Genomic DNA, 17,558 nt, shown 5'->3' on the forward strand with positions numbered 1-17,558 from the left:
ATGCAAGAGGCGGGCTCCACGGCCAGCCAGATCGCCGTTCTGGCGGCGCTGGCCTCGGTCGGCACACTGGCGACGAACATCCTGTTGCCGTCGCTGCCGCAGATGGCCACAGCGCTGCAGGTGACGACGCCGGCGGTGACCGCCTCGATCACCATTTTCCTGATGGTCTTCGCGGTCGGGCAGCTGGTGGTCGGGCCGATCTCGGATCGCTATGGCCGTCGCCTGCCCGTGCTGGCCGGCTTTGCGATCTTCATCGCCGGCAGCATCTGGTGCGGGCTGTCGACCGACCTGCCCTCGCTGCTGGTCGGCCGCGCCATTCAGGCCGCGGGTGCATGTTCCACCTCGGTGCTGTCGCGCGCCATTGCGCGCGACCTGTTCAGCGGCGCGGCACTGGCCCGCGTCCTGACCATGGTGATGATCGCCCAGGCAGCCGCACCCGGCTTCTCGCCCCTGCTCGGCGGTGCGCTGGATCATTTCTTCGGCTGGCGTTCGGAATTCGTCTTTGTCGGTGCCTTCGCGCTGGTCTCGGCTGTCGCCTTCACCGTCGTGCTCGGCGAGACCCACCATGCGACACGCATTCCACTCAACCCGATCGCCATCGGCACCACCTATGGCAAGCTCTCGACCAACCGGCATTTCCTGATCCCGGCGGCGACCGTCAGCCTGATCATGGGCGGACTGTTCTCGATGTTCGCCGCCGCACCACGGATCCTGATCGAGGGTTATGGCTTCACGCCGATCGCGCTCGGCTTGTTCTTCGCCGGCACGGTCATGGTGGTGTTCGGCTCGGGCATGCTGGCCGCGCGTCTGGCGCCGCGCTTCGGGCTGGAGCGTGCGATCCGGTATGGACTGCTGATCGCGTTCATTGGTGGCGCTGCCATTCTCGCGACGGCCTATCTGCACGCCAATGTGGTGACCTTCATCACAGCGACATGCATCTTCCTGCTCGGCATGGGCGTGGTCAATCCGCTCGGCACCGCGCAGGCACTGTCGCCGTTCGGGACCCATGCCGGCGCGGCTTCCGCGTTGCTCGGCTTCTGGCAGATGACCGGCGCTGCGATCGGGGTCTCGCTCGCCGCCACGATTACCCCGGACGCGCTGGAGGCGCTCGGCCTGGTTCTGACAGTCTTCGGCCTCATGGCCATCGTGCTCTATGCGGCACGCGCCACCGCAGGCCAACCTGCGAGATAGTGCTTAGGAGCTACACCTGTACGGCAGTTGTTTCAGGAGCGCCGGGTCGGACAGTATAAAGCCGCTGCGACGGGAAAACCGAGCGCTGCCCATGAAAGTGCGTCCCAGATGCCATCGCCGAGCAATGCCGACACAAGCCCGATCGTGCTGACGATTCCGATCAGAAGCGGCATCCGGAATATTTCGCGCGTGGACTTCAACGGTTTTGGATGCGCTTTCATCCCGCCCGGGCCTCCGCAGCGCTCTCATCGCGATGTCGAGAGGCCTCACGCGACAGACCGCCCCCGAACTTTCGTTTGGCGAACCAGAGATAGATTCCGCTGACCAGGACGATGATCGCGATCACGTCGAGCAGCGCCCACAGAATCTTGAGCGGCAGTCCGCCATAGTCGCCGAAATGCAACGGCCGCGAGGTCTGCAACGCGCGCAAGTACCACGGCATCTCGGGTACTATGACATTCAGACTGCCATCCATGGCGACAAGCACAGGCGTGAGAAGGCGCGCCGTCAGCGGCGAGGTGCCCTTCGTCCACACCACCAGATGCTGCGGGCTACCAAACCGCGCGGATGTCGGCATGGTGACGGATGTGACGGTCGTGTCCGGCAGTTTCCCGCGGACCCGTGCAATGGCTTCATCGATCGCCGAGGGCGTTGCCACCGGCATGCCGCGATAGGGCTGAAGCAGGACGGGCAAGAGCTGTCCGCGCCAGAGATCATAGAGGGGAATGGCCAGGGTGTTCATGCTGCCGGTGAAACCGACCACCAGCAGCCAGACGATGGTCGCGGCGCCGGTCAGATTGTGCAGATCCAGCCACGTCACCCGCGGTGACTGCCGGCGTCTGATGGTGCCGAAATCGAGCCGGCGCATGAACGGCGCGTAGACCACGATGCCGGATATGATCGCGGCCACCAGCAGCAGGCCCATGAAGCCGAGAAACAATTCGCCCGGCAGTCCCAGATACATGTCCTTGTGGATTTTCAGGATGACATCCATCACGCCAAAATGCGCGGGTTCTTCACCCAGCACCGATAAGGTGCGGGCATCGATCTGAATCCGGTGGAGCATTCCAGGCACCGGGATCGGCGTCTCCGACATCGCCACGACCACGACCGCCGGACTGTCCTCACGCCAGTTGACCAGCAGCACGTGATCCGCCGGTCGCAGCCGCCTGGCCGCCGCGATGACCTCGTCCGTCGATTTCGGCTTGATGTCTTCCGACAGCTTCGGCGCGACGACATGCTCCTCGAACAGCTCGTCGATCTCGTGATGGAAGATCAGCGGCAGTCCCGTGACGCAGAGCATTAGCATGAAAACCATGCTGATGATCGAGGTCCAGGTATGGACGAACGCCCAGATCCGGAGTGAACGCGCGCTCGCCATCCCTCGCCTACCAACGATAGCTTGCCGTCGCCGTCACGATGCGCGGGCTGATATACTGACATCCGCCGGACGTGGTGCAGGCATATGCACCGTTGTTGCCAATGTTCTTGAGATTGAGCGCATAGTTCATGCCCTTCTCCTGACGGTAATGCAAACCGGCGTCGAACACCGCGTAATCCGCATTGACGATCGTGTTCAACGCATCGCCGAATGTCGGCCCGTTGTAGCGCACGCCGCCGCCAATTCCAAAGCCGGCAAGCGCGCCGCTCTGGAATGTGTAGTCGATATAAGCGGAGGCCATGGTGCGCGGCGTCAGCAACGGCACCTTGCCGACGTCGCCAGCGGTGCTGGCCGTGATCACCACGTCGTTCACCGTATAGGCGGCAAGCACGTTCAGGCCAGGCAGGAATTTCACGAAGGCCTCGAATTCGAAACCTTGCGAATTGATCTCGCCGGTCTGGACGTTGAAACCGACCCGGCCGGGCGCCGGATCCGGGCCCAGAACATTCTTCTGCGTCAGATCGAAATAGGCCGCGGTGACCAGCACGTCGCTATTGGGCTGGAACTTGACACCGCCTTCATACTGTTTGGACGATGTCGGCCGGAACGGGTTGGCGTTGAAATCGACGCCTGGTGTCGGCATGAAGGATTCGGAATAGCTCACATAAGGCGCGATGCCATTGTCGAAGACATAAGTGAGGCCGAAACGCTTGGTGGCGGCCTCGTCAGATGTATCTTGCGGCCGCGACGTCAGGCGGTTGAACGTATTGAGCTCGACAGAGTCGAAACGCCCTCCGAGCGTGAGAATCCAGTTCTGCAGCCTGATCTGGTCCTGAAGATAGACGCCGACCTGCGTGATGTCCTGGGTCTGGCTCTGGAAGTTGCCGGTCGGATTCGGAATCATCTGACCATAGATGGGATTGATGCTGCTGATCGGAGGTGCGGCTCCGGTGAATACCCGGTTGTCGAGATTGAGCATCTGATAGTCGGTGCCGAACAATACAGTGTGATGGAACGGCCCAGTCCATGCCTTGGCGATCACATGGTTGTCGGTGGTGAAGCTGTCGGCTTTCTCGAGCGCCTGCCGCGCCACGCGCGGGAAACTGGTTGCTGGCGTCAATGGATTGCCCGCAAAGGTCAGGTACTTGTATTCCATATCGATATGACCGAAGCGCGCACGGGAGCGCACGATGAGGTCGTCGCTAAAGCGATGCTCGAACTGATATCCGACGCGATACTGCTCCTGCTCCAACTTGTTGAACGACGGATCGCCGAGCATGAAAGGCAGCACCGAGACTTTCGCGATCCGGCCCCCCGAAAGCGTGGCGATCGAGAGCGGAAACGCATTGCCGGTGAGATCGCGCTGGTAGTCGGACAGAATGGTCAGCGTGGTATTCGCAGTCGGCTGCCAGGTGATGGCCGGCGCGATATAGGCACGGTCGTCCTTCACCTTGTCGGAGAAATGCGCGATCTGGGCATCGGAATCACGCAACACGCCAGTCAGGCGATAGAGCAACGTGGAGTCCTTGGTGATGGGCCCGCCGACATCGAAGGCGCCCTGGAAGCGATCGAAATTGCCGACCAGCCCCGACACCTCGCCAAACGCCTTTGTTGGCGGACGCTTGCTGATCACATCGACCAGGCCGCCCGGCCCGCTCTGGCCGTAGAGCAAAGAACTCGAACCTTTGACCACATCGATGCGCTCGACGCCGTAGGGCTCCGTGCGAAAAACGGAGAACGTCCCGCTCGACATTTCACGCAAGCCATCGCGGAACTGGCCATTGCCATAGGTTTCGAAGCCGCGGATCTTGATGCTGTCATAGCGCGGATCCTTGCCGCCGAAATGAGTTGCGACGCCGGCCGTGTATTGCAGCGCCTCGACCACCGTTTCGCTGCCGCGGGTGTCAAGATTATCGCGGCCGATCACCGAGATAGACTGCGGTGTTTCGATCAGCGGCGTATCGGTCTTGGTGCCGGCCGAACTGACCGTCGGTACGAAGCCACGCACCGGATCGGTGCCGCGCACGACAGCAGCGGCTGTCGGAGCCGGCGCCGCCTGCACCGCTTGCGGCCGGGCTTGCGAACGGCTGGACGCAGATCGCCTGGCGTTGCGCTGCGGGCGCACGGCCCTTCGCGCAGCGGCGGGCTGATCGACGGTGACGGCAGGCAACACCGTTGGTGCAGGTGACGGTTGGGCAGATGCCGAAGAGTGGATCGAGAACAAGACGGGCGTTGCGAGCGCGGTCGTCAGCAGCCAGATCGCAGGCCGTGTAAATCCGTCATGAAGCCAACGATCATTCCTGCAGACTGCGCCACTATGCATGTTCGGCATCCCCCGTGCTGTACTGCCGAGCGGGTAACCAAATACTCCGACACACAGCAAGGGAAATGCGGCTCAGTCGCCATTGCACGGGTTAGAACATCTCCAAAGCGATTTGGTGTGCGTACGAAACCCGACACACGACCTGGAGCACCGTCACATGGCAAACGCCTCAGCGCGCGAGATAGCGCTCATAGCCACCGCGCACGATCTCGTCGCTGTCGATCTCGGGATCGAGCGTATAGAGATCCTGCGCGCGGCCGATGCCGCGCAGGGCGTAGCGCCCGGTAGACACCAGATACTTGCGCCCGGTGCCATCCAGTCCGTTCTGGAAGGCGGAGGACGTCAGCAGCGCACGGTCCACTGACGAGCACATCGACGCGATGCGGCTCACCTCGTTGACCGATGGGCCAACCACGGTGAAATCCAGTCGCTCGTCGCTACCGATATTGCCGTAGAACACCTCGCCGACATGCAGACCGACATAGGCCGTGGTGACCGGACGCCCCGCAGCCTGACGCTTGTCGTTCAGCGCCGCGATATTCTTGCGGAACTGGTGCTCGGCGCGCAGCGCATTGCGCTTGGCCTGCAGCATATCGTCGGCGGTGAACATCGCGAGAATGCCGTCGCCGATCAGCTTCAGCACATCGCCGCCGGATTCGTGGATCGCGTCGATGGATGCTTCCGCATAGTCGTTGAGGAACGGGATGATCTCATCGGGCCCGATCACCTCGCCGATCCCCGTTGAATTGCGCAAGTCGGAGAACCACAGCACCGCCTTGATGCGTTCGGTGACACCGCGCGTGATGCGACCACGCAGCACCTGCTCCGCCGCGTCGCGCCCGAGATAGACGCGTCCGAGCGTGCGGGCGATCTCCATCTGCGCCACGGCTTTCAGCGCCAGGCCGAGCAAGGGGACGAGCTCGCGCAGCGCCGCCATCTGATCTTCGCCGAAACCGGCTTCGCGGCGGGTCGTCCAGTGCGAATAGACGCAGTCCATATTGCCCATGGAGCCCTGCTCGCCGAACCTGTGCACGAACACGGCGCCGTGCCGGTGCCCATTGTCGCGCAGGTTCTGGATCATGTTGAACCGTTCGCTCACGGCGGGATCGAACAGGTCGAGACGCATCTCGTCATGGCCCTCTTCAAGCATGTGATAGAACACCGAACGGCGCCAGTTTTCGGCGGCCGCACCGGTCGCGGTCGAGCCATATTCGAACATCTCGCTTTCATTGCTCGGCCTGTCGCTCCAGCGAAAGCCGCGCCCTTCGAACAGCGGATGCAACGTGTCGAGAAACACCTGCCCGCGCGACAGCTCGATCCCCATGGCGAGACAGCGCTCGCAAAAGCCGCGGATCAGCTCGCTTTCAGGCGAGCCGGTGAGGCCCTGGCCGGTAAGCCAGTTCATCAGTTCGATGCGGGGGGCGGTGTCCATCACTCAACTTTCTTCCGTCACGGCGGGCTGGACCCGCCTGCGGGACCGGAACGTCTTCGAGGCAAAGTCCGGCCGTCTGCGTCACGCCTGGCAGTTTGCCAAGGGAGGGACACCCGGCACAAGGCCGGATATCCTGGTATTACTGGCAATCACGCATGCGCCCCCAGATCCTTTTGCGGGACCACCACCGATCCCGGGAACAGGCGCCGGATCAGGATGTAGAAGATCGGCGTGAAGATCAGGCCGAAGATCGTGACACCGATCATGCCGAAAAACACCGCAACGCCAACCGCCTGACGCATTTCCGAGCCTGAACCCGAGGAAATCACCAGCGGCAGCACGCCGAGGATGAAGGCGAAGGACGTCATCAGGATCGGACGGATACGCAGCCGGCACGCCTCGATGACGGCTTCGAGCTGATCGCGCCCTTCCTGCTCGATGTCGCGCGCGAATTCGACGATCAGGATCGCATTCTTAGCCGCAAGGCCCACCAGCACCACAAATCCGATCTGGGTCAGGATGTTGATGTCCTGCCCCATGATGCGGACGCCGATGGTGGCGGCGAACAGGCACATGGGCACGATCAGGATCACCGCAAACGGCAGCGACCAGCTGCCATATTGCGCAGCCAGCACGAGATAGACGAACAGCACGCAGATCGGGAAGACATAGAGGCCCGCATTGCCGCCCGTCACCTGCTGATAGGACAGGTCCGTCCACTCGAAGGAGAAGCCGCTCGGCAGCGTGTCGTCCGCGAGCTTCTTCATGGTGTTCAGCGCCGTGGTCGAGCTGACACCGGGCAGCGTGTCGCCCTGCAATTCGGCCGCCGGATAGAGGTTGTAGCGCGGCACGCGATCCGGCCCGGCGCGGTCATCGAAAGTCACGACGCTGCCGAGCAGCACCATGTTGCCATCGGTATTGCGGGTCTGCAGGCGTGCCAGATCGGCGCGCTCCTTGCGGAATTGCAGGTCCGCCTGCGCGGTGACGTGATAGGTGCGGCCGAGAATGTTGAAGTCGTTGACATAGGCCGATCCGAAATAGGTCTGGATCGCATCATTGACGTTGGCGATCGGCACGTTGAGCATCTGCGCCTTCTGGCGATCGATACCGACGAAGACCTGTGGCGTGTTCGCCGTGAAGGGTGAAAACACCGATGTCAGGCCGGGCGCGCGGCGTGCGGCGTTGACGAGTTCGTCGGTCGCCTTTTCGAGCAGATCGGGGCCCCTGCCCTGATTGTCGAGAATGCGCATGGCGAAACCGCCGCCGGTGCCGATGCCGGACACCGCCGGCGGCGGCACCACGATCACCAGCGCCCCTTCGATGGCGGCAAGCCGCTTGCGCAATTCGGCCGTGATCTGCGTCGCCGTGTGACCATCCTTGGCCCTTTCCTCCGCATCGGCAAAGACCGGGAAAAGTGCCGCCGCATTGGATGCCTGCGTGCGCGTGGCGCCATTGAAGCCGGCAAAGGACGGCACGCGCACGACGCCGGGGACTTCCAGCGCAATGCGCTCGATCTCGCGCACGACTTCGGTCGTACGCGTCAGCGATGCCGCGCCGGGCAATTGCACGACGACGATGACATAGCCGCGATCCTGTGCCGGGATGAAGCCTTGCGGCGTGGCATAGATTAGCCAACCTGCCGTGCCGATCAGGGCCGCATAGACGACGAGCATCAGCGCCAGATGATGAATGACGAAGCCGGCGGCGGTGCCATAGGCATGCGACAGCCGGTCGAAGCCGCGATTGAACATGCCGGTAAACGCATTCCAGCCGCGCGCGACCACGTTCCAGCTCGGCGGCGGCTTCTTCTCGTGATGCTGTTCGAGGATCATCGAGGCGAGCGCCGGCGACAAGGTCAGCGAACAGAAGCAGGAGATCGCCGTCGCCACCGCAATGGTGACCGCGAATTGCTGGAAGAACTGCCCGGAGATGCCGCCGATGAAGGCCGTAGGCACGAACACGGCACACAGCACCAGCGCGATCGAGATCAGCGCGCCGCCGACCTCGGTCATGGTGAGCAGCGCCGCCTCGCGCCGTGTCTTCCCTTCCGCCAGATGCCGCTCGACATTCTCGACCACCACGATGGCGTCGTCGACCACGATGCCGACGGCGAGCACGAGGCCGAACAGCGTCAGATTGTTGATGGAGAATCCGAGCGCCGCCATGACAGCAAAGGTGCCGACCAGCGACACCGGAATGGCGATGATCGGAATGATCGCCGGACGCCAGCCCTGCAGGAAGACGAGCACCACAATCACGACCAGCACCATCGCTTCGTAGATCGTCTTGATCAGCTCATTGACCGATTGCGCGATGAATTCGGTCGGGTTGTAGCCGATATTGTATTCGAGGCCTTTCGGGAATTCAGTCTTCAGCTTCGCCATGGTCTTGGCGATCGCATCCGCCGTCGCCAGCGCGTTCGATCCCGGACGTTGCGATACGGCCAGCGCCACCGCCGGCTTCTTCAGCAGGAAGCTGTTGGTCGTATACGCCAGCGCGCCAAGCTCGATCCGCGCCACATCGCGCAGGCGCACGGTGCGGCCATCGCTGCCGGCCTTGATGACGATATTGCCGAATTCCGACTGGTCCTTGAGACGGCCCGTGAAGGTCAGGTTCGGCGAGAAGGCGCGATCGGAGATCGGCGGCTCGGCGATCTGGCCACCGGCGATCTGGATATTCTGCGCCCGGATGGCGGCGATCACGTCGCCTGCGGTCATGCCGAGATTGGCGATCTTGTCCGGATCGAGCCACAGCCGCATCGAATAATCGCGGGCGCCAAAGATCTGGATGTCGCCGACGCCGTCCAGACGTAGCAGCTGGTCGCGCACGTTGCGCAGCGCATAGTTGGAAATATAGAGCTGGTCATAGGTATCGTCGGGCGACAGCATGAACACGACCATCATCAGGTCGGGCGAGTTCTTCCGGGTGACGACGCCGTTGCGCTGCACTTCCTCGGGCAGCCGCGGCTGCGCGATGGCGACGCGGTTCTGCACCAGCACCTGCGCCTTGTCGAGATCGGTGCCGAGCTTGAAGGTGACGGTGATGTTGAGCTGGCCGTTCGAGGTCGCCTGGCTGTAGAGATACAGCATGTCCTCGACGCCGTTGATCTCCTGCTCGATCGGCGTCGCCACCGTCTCCGACACGGTCTGTGCGGAAGCGCCGGGATATTGCGTGGTGATCACCACCGTGGGCGGCGCCACTTCCGGATATTCGGAGACCGGCAGCGTCGTATAAGCGAGCGCGCCGACGATGATCAGCACGATGGACATCACCATCGCCAGGATCGGACGATTGACGGAAAGGCTGCCCAGATTCATGGCTTGGCGCCACCAGCAGGAGCGACGGGCTTCACCTCACCCATTTTCGGCGCAACCTTCGCCCCGACACGGGCGCGCTGCAGGCCGTCGATGATGATGCGATCATCGGAGGTGAGGCCCTCTCGGATGACACGCAGACCATCGTCGAGCGGGCCGAGCGTGACTGGCCGTGCCTCCACCGTATCGTCAGACTTCACGACCATCACGATCTTGCGGGATTGATCAGTGGCGACCGCAGTATCAGGGATCAGCAGCGCCTCATATTCGCCGCTGGCAATGACACGCAGGCGCGCGAACTGGCCCGGCAGGATTGACAGATCGCGATTGTCCACGATGGCACGGCCGCGCAGCGTGCCGGTGCCGATATCGAGCCGGTTGTCGAGGAAGTCCATCCTGCCTTCCTTGCTCGGCCTGCTGTCGCCATTCAACGTGATCTGCACGGGATTGGGCGTATCGCGCGAGCTCGGCCGCCTGCCCTCGAACCACAGCCGGCTGTTGCGCTGATAGATGGACTCGTCCATGTCGAAATACAGATAGATCGGCGCCATCGAGACGATGGACGTCAGCAGCGTTGCGCCTGAGTCGCTGCCATTGACGAGATTGCCGACGCTGATCAGATGCCGACTGACGCGGCCATCAATGGGCGCGACGACTTTCGTATATTCGAGATTGAGCTTTGCGAGCTTCAATGCGCCTTCCGCCACCAGCACGGCGGCCTGCGCGGCCGCCAGCGCCTGGCTGCGCTGATCGACGATGTTTTCGGAGATCGCCTGCGTCTTGATCAGCGTGGTGGCGCGTTCGAGTTCTTTCTGGGCGAGATCGACCTTCGCCTTGGCATCGTCGAGCTGGCCCTGCGCCTGCTCTGCCGTGGCTTCATACTGGCGCGGATCGATCTCGTAGAGCACGTCGCCCGCTTTCACCACGGCGCCATCCACGAATGTCACCTTGGTGACAAAGCCGGTGACGCGGGCGCGGATCTGCACCTGATCGACGGCATCGAAGCGGCCGGTGAATTCATCCCAGTCGGTGGTCTGCTTCTTGAGCGGATTGGCCACCGTCACGGGCGGCGCTGGCGGTGCTGAGGCCTCCGGCTTCTTCTCACAGCCAGCAAGCAACACGGCAAGTATGACGGACGCAGCAGGAAAGATCGATCTGAAGCAATTCAAGACAAATGCCCCCAACAAGTCGACTGACCGAAATCAATCGTACATGAAAATTGCGACGCGTCGAAGTTTTTACAACCGACGCACGCAACTTCGCCTGGGGTGACCAAATGTGCAGCAGCGCCCCATCGCGCAAGGCATCCTGGCTGCACAAAAGTTTGATGCCAACTATACCGACGTATAGTGGTCAGCAGTCGCTGGGCGCGGGATTGCCTGCAAAACGCTCACCCATCCAGATCACCGCGGCATTGGCAGCGTCGCGCGCGGCAAAGCCGTGATTGACGCCCGGCATCAGATGCATGGTGACCCGGCTGCCCGCCCTGCACTGGCGCTGGAAATAGGCCTGGGTCACGGCCGGCTGCACGAGATTGTCGGTCGTGCCCTGGGCGAGGAAAAGCGGGATCGCCTTGGGCAAAGCGCCCGGTGAATTGCGGGCGGCCAGCGACTTGTAGGGCTCGACGGTCGCAATGCTCGGGACGGACAGGAAGGTCTGCTCCAGCACTTTCTCCTGGCTCTGCCGCTCGATGATGTCGAAGATGTTCTCGATGCATTCATTCGCGAGCTGATCGACCGTGGACATCGCCGCAGGCACCACGACCTTGTCGAGCGGCGCCTTGAATACGCGCGCCCATGACCACAGCGTCATGGCGGTGAGGTTCTTGCCGCCGGAGGTCTTGAAGTCATCGGCCATCAGGGTGACCAGATCCGTCGCCGGAGCCGCCGCGGCGACACCGACGAGATTGAGTTCGGGCGCATAGGTTTTGGCAAGCAGCCCGGTATAGAGCGCAGCATGGCCGCCCTGCGAGTGGCCCCAGACGGCAAAGCTGTTGCCAGCGCCGGCATTGGGCAGACCGCGCACAACGCGGACGGAGTCGAGGACCGCCTGCGCCTCGCTGGCGCCGACGAGATAGGGATGCGGGCCAGCCGTGCCGAGCCCGGGATAGTCGGTGGCAACTACGACGACACCACGCTCGATCAGCGGACGCAGCCCCTGCATCTGCTGAAACACGAACAGCGCCAGCGACGGCGCGCAATGCGGCACCACGCCGGTGGTCGGATGCGCCCAGGCGACGATGGGCCGGCCATTGACGGGAGGCGCCCCCGGCGGAATGACGGCAACGCCGGACACGGCGATCGGCTCGTTGTTCATGCCGCGTGAGCGATAGAGAATGCGCCAGGCCTGCGCACCGGCCGGCGCGAACTGCATCGGCTCGGAGCGGATCAACGTGCCCGGCTGGCCGGCGATCTCCTGCGGCGTGGCCTGGTAGAACGGCGTCTGGGCAATCGCAGGCGCAGCGCCGATCATCAGCAGTGCGAGCACAACGGTTCGCAGCAAGGCCATGCCCATCATCGCTCACATCCCATAAAGCAGCTTCAGACGCCCGGCAGCGCGCAACTGCACCTGCAGGGCCTCCGTCGTCAGCGCGATTTTCGACACGCCCACCGACGCGAGCTGCACGTCGCTGCGAAAGCCGTCGCTCAGCGGCCGGCTCAGTTTTGCATTGGCCGAGGCCATCAACCGATCACGCTCGGCCTTGTAGTCGAGCGCCATCTTCTGCTTGAGCTGTTGCAGGAAATCATTGTTGCTGAGCAGCGTGGCGACATCGGACGCGGCGATGGTGGCCGCATCCGCCTGCAGAGCGAGATCAGGAAACTGCACGGAGCCATCGTCGCCCGCTTGTGGTGTCGCGGTGAGATAGACCCACGCGCCCGGCCCTGATGCGGAGGACAATCGCAGGCCGACCACCAGTTTGCCATTGGATGGATAGATATCGAAGTCGGCAAAGCTCGGACCACCCTGCGCTGCGGACACGGCGAGCGCCGTCTGCACCTGCTGCTTGATGGCGGCATAGGCGATGCTGACCGGCACCAGCACTTCGAAGCGGCCGGGCTCGCTGACTTCCGTGCCGAGTGCCGGCAAGGGCGTCGGCACAGGCGCCGGCGGCTGCGTGCCGAGGATGGTTTGCGCCGTGGTCGTCAGTTCGGCAGAGCCTTCGAGCACATTGCCTTCGGCGCGCACGCCAGAAAAGGCGATGCCCTGCGGCGTCGTCTGCACCCAGATCGCCGGCGTCTCGACGATCTGCACATTGGCAAAGGCCTTCTGCCAGGCCAGCGTCGCCTTCGCCTTGATGTTCAGCGCACGGACATTTGCGGTGACATCGCTCTGGATCCGCGACAGCTGCGCCTTGATTTTCGGCTCCACATATTTCGACATGTTTATGCGGAAGCCGAGAATCTGCAGCTCCGGTGGCTCCTGCCAGCGAAAGCCCTCGCTCATGTCCAGCGTCACCGACCAGTCCGGCCGCAGCTGCGGACGCGCCGTCGCATAGACCGTCATCGCCCCTTCCGCCTCGCCTTTCAGCAGACGCGCAAATCCCCTGGTGCCCTGCGCTTCCACACTGCCGAACAGCGGTGTCGAGGCCACGAGGCGTCCATTCTCCGCGCGGAGGGAAACCGGCCCGGTGCGCTCGATCTCGCCGGAATAAGTACAATCGACATTGACCATGCGGCCCATGATCTGGCGATGCCAGCAACTCGTGGTGCGATCGTCGAACGACGCCAGCACTTTCGGCACGCGACGCGCCAGCGCATCATTGATGGCGGGAATGCCGAACTGAACGATCGCGGAAATTTTTGATGTGATGACGACAGGGGCGGATTGATCCGCGCCGAGCAGCGGCTTGTCCGCCGACAAGGCAACTGTCGGCAATGCGACAGCAAGAGCAATGGCTGGCCAGCGGACCGACCGCATCCAGGGTTCGAATCGTCGAGGTGGAACAACGGACATTGACGTCTTCGTCATGTGAACCTCGATGATGCGCCTGACACGGCGCCGCGCCGACAATGGCACCATGCCACCTTACCACCTGTGGGTGAGGCATCAAGCAAACTGGAATGCGTCGTAGTGCACGACGCTTGTCCGTGGCTTTTCAAGCGACTGAGCTGTTGTGTCGCGTTTCGTAGCTGCCCATGGCGAGATGGTGCGGGATCGACTACATTGTCTATTCCACCACCAGAAGGAACCATAGTGTTATCGCTCGAACTCGGGATCGTCGCGATCCTGATCGTCCTCAATGGCCTGCTCGCAATGTCCGAGCTGGCGATCGTGTCCTCCCGCCCAGCCCGGCTCGCCGGCCTCGTCGAAAAAGGCGTCACAGGTGCCCGCCGCGCACTGGCGCTCGCATCCGATCCCGGCAAGTTCCTGTCCACCGTGCAGATCGGCATCACGCTGATCGGCGTGCTCTCGGGCGCGTTTTCCGGCGCGACACTGGGCCAGCGCCTCACCGCAGAATTGCTCGACCTGGGCGTCTCCAAGGGACTCGCCGATACACTCGGCGTCGGCATCGTCGTCTCGGTCATCACCTATGCATCGCTGATCATCGGCGAACTCGTGCCGAAGCAGATCGCCTTGCGCGATCCCGAGGCCGTGGCCGTGCGCGTGGCGCCGGCGATGGTTTTGCTCGCAAAGATCTCGCTGCCGCTGGTGTGGCTGCTCGATCGCTCCGGCAAGGCGATCCTGTTCCTGCTTGGCCAGCGCGGCGCCTCGGAAGACAAGGTCAGCGAGGCCGAGATCCATACGCTGGTGACGGAAGCGGAAACCGCGGGCGTGCTCGAGCCCGGCGAGAAGGAAATGATTGCCGGCGTGATGCGGCTCGGCGACCTGCCGGTCGGCGCCGTGATGACGCCGCGCCATGAGGTGGCGATGATCGATCTCGCCGACCCCGTCGAGACCATCCACGCGGAGATCACCGGTTCGTCGCATTCGCGCTTCGCGGTGTTCGACGGCAACATGGATTCCGCCATCGGCATCGTGCAGGCAAAGGACCTGCTCGGCGCGTTTCTCGCCGGCGGCACGCCGGATATCCGTGCGCTGGTGCGTGAAGCGCCTGTGATCCCCGACACGCTGGATGCACGCGACGTGGTGCGGATCCTGCGCGAGTCCGCGGTGCATATGGGCCTCGTCCATGACGAATACGGCACCTTCCAGGGCGTCGTCACGTCGGCGGATATTCTCGAAGCCATTGTCGGCGCCTTCCATACCGAGGAAGGCCCGGCCGAACTCGCCTTCCACAAGCGCGAGGACGGCTCCTATCTCATTTCGGGCTGGATGCCGGCGCTGGAATTCATGTCGCTGCTATCCATCGAGCCGCCACAGGGCTCGCGGCCGTATCAAACCGCTGCCGGCTTCCTGCTCTATGAGTTCGGTCGCATCCCGGATGTGGGCGACACCATCATCTCGCATGGCTGGACATTCGAGGTGGTGGATCTCGACGGCCGCCGCCTCGACAAGGTGCTGGCGACGCGGATGGTGGAGGAAGAGACGGGCTAGCCTCCGACGCGTAGGATGGGTTGAGCGAAGCGATACCCATCATAACAAACCCAGAGCATGTGGTGATGGGTATCGCTTCGGCGCTACCGCGCCTGCGCTCAACCCATCCTACAAGGACAAGCCGATCACTACTCAATCGGCTTGTTGAACTTGTTCGATGTCGGCAGGCCGGTGGCCTGGCGGCCGGCATCGGCGCGGTTGCCACGCCACTCCGCCAGTTCCTTCCAGGTCATCGAGCGCTCGCGATCGGCAGAGTCGCGCCAGGTGAGACCCGCCTTGGCGTTGAACACCGCCACGTCGGACAGGCCCGCGCTGGTGTATTTCTGCAGACGCACACCGCGACCGCGTGCCATCTCAGGCACGTCGGCGAGCGGGAAGATCACCATCTTGTGGTTGGTGCCGATGACGGCGACCTGATCGGCGCCCTCCTCGACCACGGTCAGGACGCGCGCCTCGTTGGGCATCTCGACATTGATGATCTGCTTGCCCTTGCGGGTCGCGCTGACGCAATCGTCCTCGCCCACCACAAAGCCCTGGCCGTCATGGCTGGCGATGAGGAATTTGCGGCCGCCCTTGTGCACGAACACCGAGACGATAGCAGCATCGCCCTCCATGTCGATGAACAGGCGGATCGGCTCGCCATGGCCGCGACCACCGGGGAGCTTCGCCACGTCGAGCGTGTAAAAACGGCCATTGGTGGCGAGCAACATCAGCTTCGACGTGGTCTCGGCGAAGAAGGCCTGGCCGAGCTTGTCGTCCTGCTTGAATGTCAGGTTGGAGAGATCGGCGACCTGGCCCTTCAGCGTGCGCACCCAGCCCTTGTCGGAGATCACGACGGTGACGGGCTCACGCTCGACCAGCGACTCCTCGAGAGCGGCGAGATCGTGTTCCGGCGCATCCGCGAACACCGTGCGGCGCTTGCCGAGCGGCGTCTTCGGACCGAACATCTCGCGCACCTTGCGCACCTGTTCGCCGACCTTCGACCACTGCACGGCTTCCGAACCGAGGATCTCGTTGATCCCCTTCAGCTCGGCACGCAGGGCCTTGTCTTCCTTCTTGATCTCGAACTCTTCGAGCTTGCGCAGAGAGCGCAGGCGCATGTTCAGGATCGACTCCGCCTGCAGCTCGGTAAGGCTGAAGGCCTTCATCAACACCGGCTTCGGCTCATCCTCGGTGCGGATGATGCGAATGACCTCGTCGATGTTGAGATAGGCGATCAGGTAACCGCCGAGCACTTCGAGGCGGTGCTCGATCTGGCCCTTGCGGTGCTGCGATCGGCGCAACAGCACTTCGCGCAGATGGTCGAGCCATTCGCGTAGGCATTCGGCGAGGCCGAGCACCTTTGGAATGCGGCCCTTGACCAGCACGTTGAGGTTCAGCGGAATCTTGCTTTCCAGCTCGGTGAGCTTGAACAGCGACTCCATCACGAGGCCGGCATCGACATTGCGCGTCTTCGGCTCGATGACGACGCGGATGTCTTCCGCGGATTCGTCTCTGATATCGCCGACCAGCGGCAGCTTCTTGTCGTTGAGCAGTTCGGCGATCTTCTCGATCAGGCGCGACTTCTGCACCAGCCACGGGATTTCCGTGACCACGATGGTCCAGGCGCCGCGATTGCCCTCCTCCACATGCCACTTGGCACGGGTGCGGAACGAACCGCGGCCGGTCGTATAGGCCTCGGCGATCGCTTCCTTGGAGTCGATGACAATGCCACCGGTGGGGAAGTCCGGCCCCTTGACGAAGCGCAGCAGAGCCTTCGACTTGGCATCGGGCTTCTCGATCAGATGCAGCGCAGCGTCGCAAAGCTCGGCGGCGTTGTGCGGCGGGATCGAGGTCGCCATGCCGACGGCGATGCCCTGGGCGCCATTGGCGAGCAGGTTCGGGAAGCCGCCCGGCATGACCGCCGGCTCTTTCGACTGGCCGTCATAGTTCGGCTTCAGCTCGACGGCGTCTTCGTCGATGCCTTCGATCAAGAGCCGCGCGACATCAGTCATGCGCGCTTCGGTGTAACGATAGGCGGCAGCGCTATCGCCGTCGATATTGCCGAAGTTGCCCTGGCCGTCGACCAGCGGATAGCGCGAGGAGAAGTCCTGCGCGAGGCGCACCATGGCGTCATAGATCGCCTGGTCGCCATGGGGATGGAACGAGCCCATCACGTCGCCGACGATTTTGGCGGACTTCTTGAACGGCGTGCCCGGATCGAGCCTGAGCAGGCGCATGCCATAGAGGATGCGGCGGTGAACCGGCTTCAGGCCGTCCCGCGCATCGGGCAACGCGCGATGCATGATCGTGGAGAGCGCATAAGCGAGATAGCGCTCTTCGAGCGCCTCGCGAAGCTGCACCTCGTGAATTTCAGCCGGCTCCGGCGGAATCAGTCTTTTTCCCATGGCGGGGAGTTAGCGCGCCGCGGCGAATCGGGCA

General features: G+C 63.1%; 10 protein-coding genes. 2 read left to right on the top strand and 8 right to left on the bottom strand.

Going from position 1 to position 17,558, the window contains the following annotated elements:
* Positions 1 to 1,191 carry a multidrug effflux MFS transporter gene (locus ACIQ17_RS11770; protein WP_398468676.1) on the top strand — a complete coding sequence of 397 codons (1,191 nt, stop codon included), beginning with the start codon at positions 1 to 3 and terminating at the stop codon, positions 1,189 to 1,191.
* A gap of 217 nt (positions 1,192 to 1,408) precedes the next feature.
* Here ACIQ17_RS11770 and ACIQ17_RS11775 read toward each other — a convergent pair whose 3' ends face one another.
* The 7 genes from ACIQ17_RS11775 to ACIQ17_RS11805 form a co-directional block, all read right to left on the bottom strand.
* On the bottom strand, positions 1,409 to 2,572 hold the full coding sequence (locus ACIQ17_RS11775; RefSeq protein WP_398468678.1) for a PepSY-associated TM helix domain-containing protein: 1,164 nt from the start codon (positions 2,570 to 2,572) through the stop codon (positions 1,409 to 1,411).
* 7 nt (positions 2,573 to 2,579) lie between these two features.
* The gene (locus ACIQ17_RS11780) at positions 2,580 to 4,745 is read right to left on the bottom strand and encodes a TonB-dependent siderophore receptor (protein WP_398468680.1); all 2,166 of its coding nucleotides are present in this window, start codon (positions 4,743 to 4,745) and stop codon (positions 2,580 to 2,582) included.
* A gap of 319 nt (positions 4,746 to 5,064) precedes the next feature.
* Positions 5,065 to 6,327, bottom strand: a complete 1,263-nt coding sequence (locus ACIQ17_RS11785) for an adenylate/guanylate cyclase domain-containing protein (RefSeq protein ID WP_398468682.1) — start codon at positions 6,325 to 6,327, stop codon at positions 5,065 to 5,067.
* 149 nt (positions 6,328 to 6,476) lie between these two features.
* Complete coding sequence (locus ACIQ17_RS11790; protein WP_398468684.1) at positions 6,477 to 9,644, bottom strand: efflux RND transporter permease subunit; 3,168 nt, start codon at positions 9,642 to 9,644, stop codon at positions 6,477 to 6,479.
* Entirely contained in the window at positions 9,641 to 10,810 is a 1,170-nt protein-coding gene (locus tag ACIQ17_RS11795) for an efflux RND transporter periplasmic adaptor subunit (protein WP_398468686.1), read from the bottom strand. Before ACIQ17_RS11795 ends, ACIQ17_RS11790 begins: the two co-directional genes overlap by 4 nt.
* A gap of 184 nt (positions 10,811 to 10,994) precedes the next feature.
* Positions 10,995 to 12,149, bottom strand: coding sequence for an alpha/beta fold hydrolase (locus ACIQ17_RS11800; RefSeq protein ID WP_398468688.1), 1,155 nt, complete (start codon positions 12,147 to 12,149; stop codon positions 10,995 to 10,997).
* Positions 12,150 to 12,161: 12 nt separating this feature from the next.
* Positions 12,162 to 13,610 carry a DUF4403 family protein gene (locus ACIQ17_RS11805; protein ID WP_398468690.1) on the bottom strand — a complete coding sequence of 483 codons (1,449 nt, stop codon included), beginning with the start codon at positions 13,608 to 13,610 and terminating at the stop codon, positions 12,162 to 12,164.
* A 225-nt stretch (positions 13,611 to 13,835) separates the two neighbouring features.
* Between ACIQ17_RS11805 and ACIQ17_RS11810 the strand changes: the two genes are divergently transcribed.
* Complete coding sequence (locus ACIQ17_RS11810; RefSeq protein ID WP_398468692.1) at positions 13,836 to 15,137, top strand: hemolysin family protein; 1,302 nt, start codon at positions 13,836 to 13,838, stop codon at positions 15,135 to 15,137.
* A gap of 128 nt (positions 15,138 to 15,265) precedes the next feature.
* Here ACIQ17_RS11810 and parC read toward each other — a convergent pair whose 3' ends face one another.
* On the bottom strand, positions 15,266 to 17,524 hold the full coding sequence (parC, locus tag ACIQ17_RS11815) for a DNA topoisomerase IV subunit A (protein ID WP_398468694.1): 2,259 nt from the start codon (positions 17,522 to 17,524) through the stop codon (positions 15,266 to 15,268).
* Positions 17,525 to 17,558: the final 34 nt, after the last annotated feature.

This window comes from Tardiphaga sp. (genome assembly GCF_044340795.1).
Taxonomy (GTDB): domain Bacteria; phylum Pseudomonadota; class Alphaproteobacteria; order Rhizobiales; family Xanthobacteraceae; genus Tardiphaga.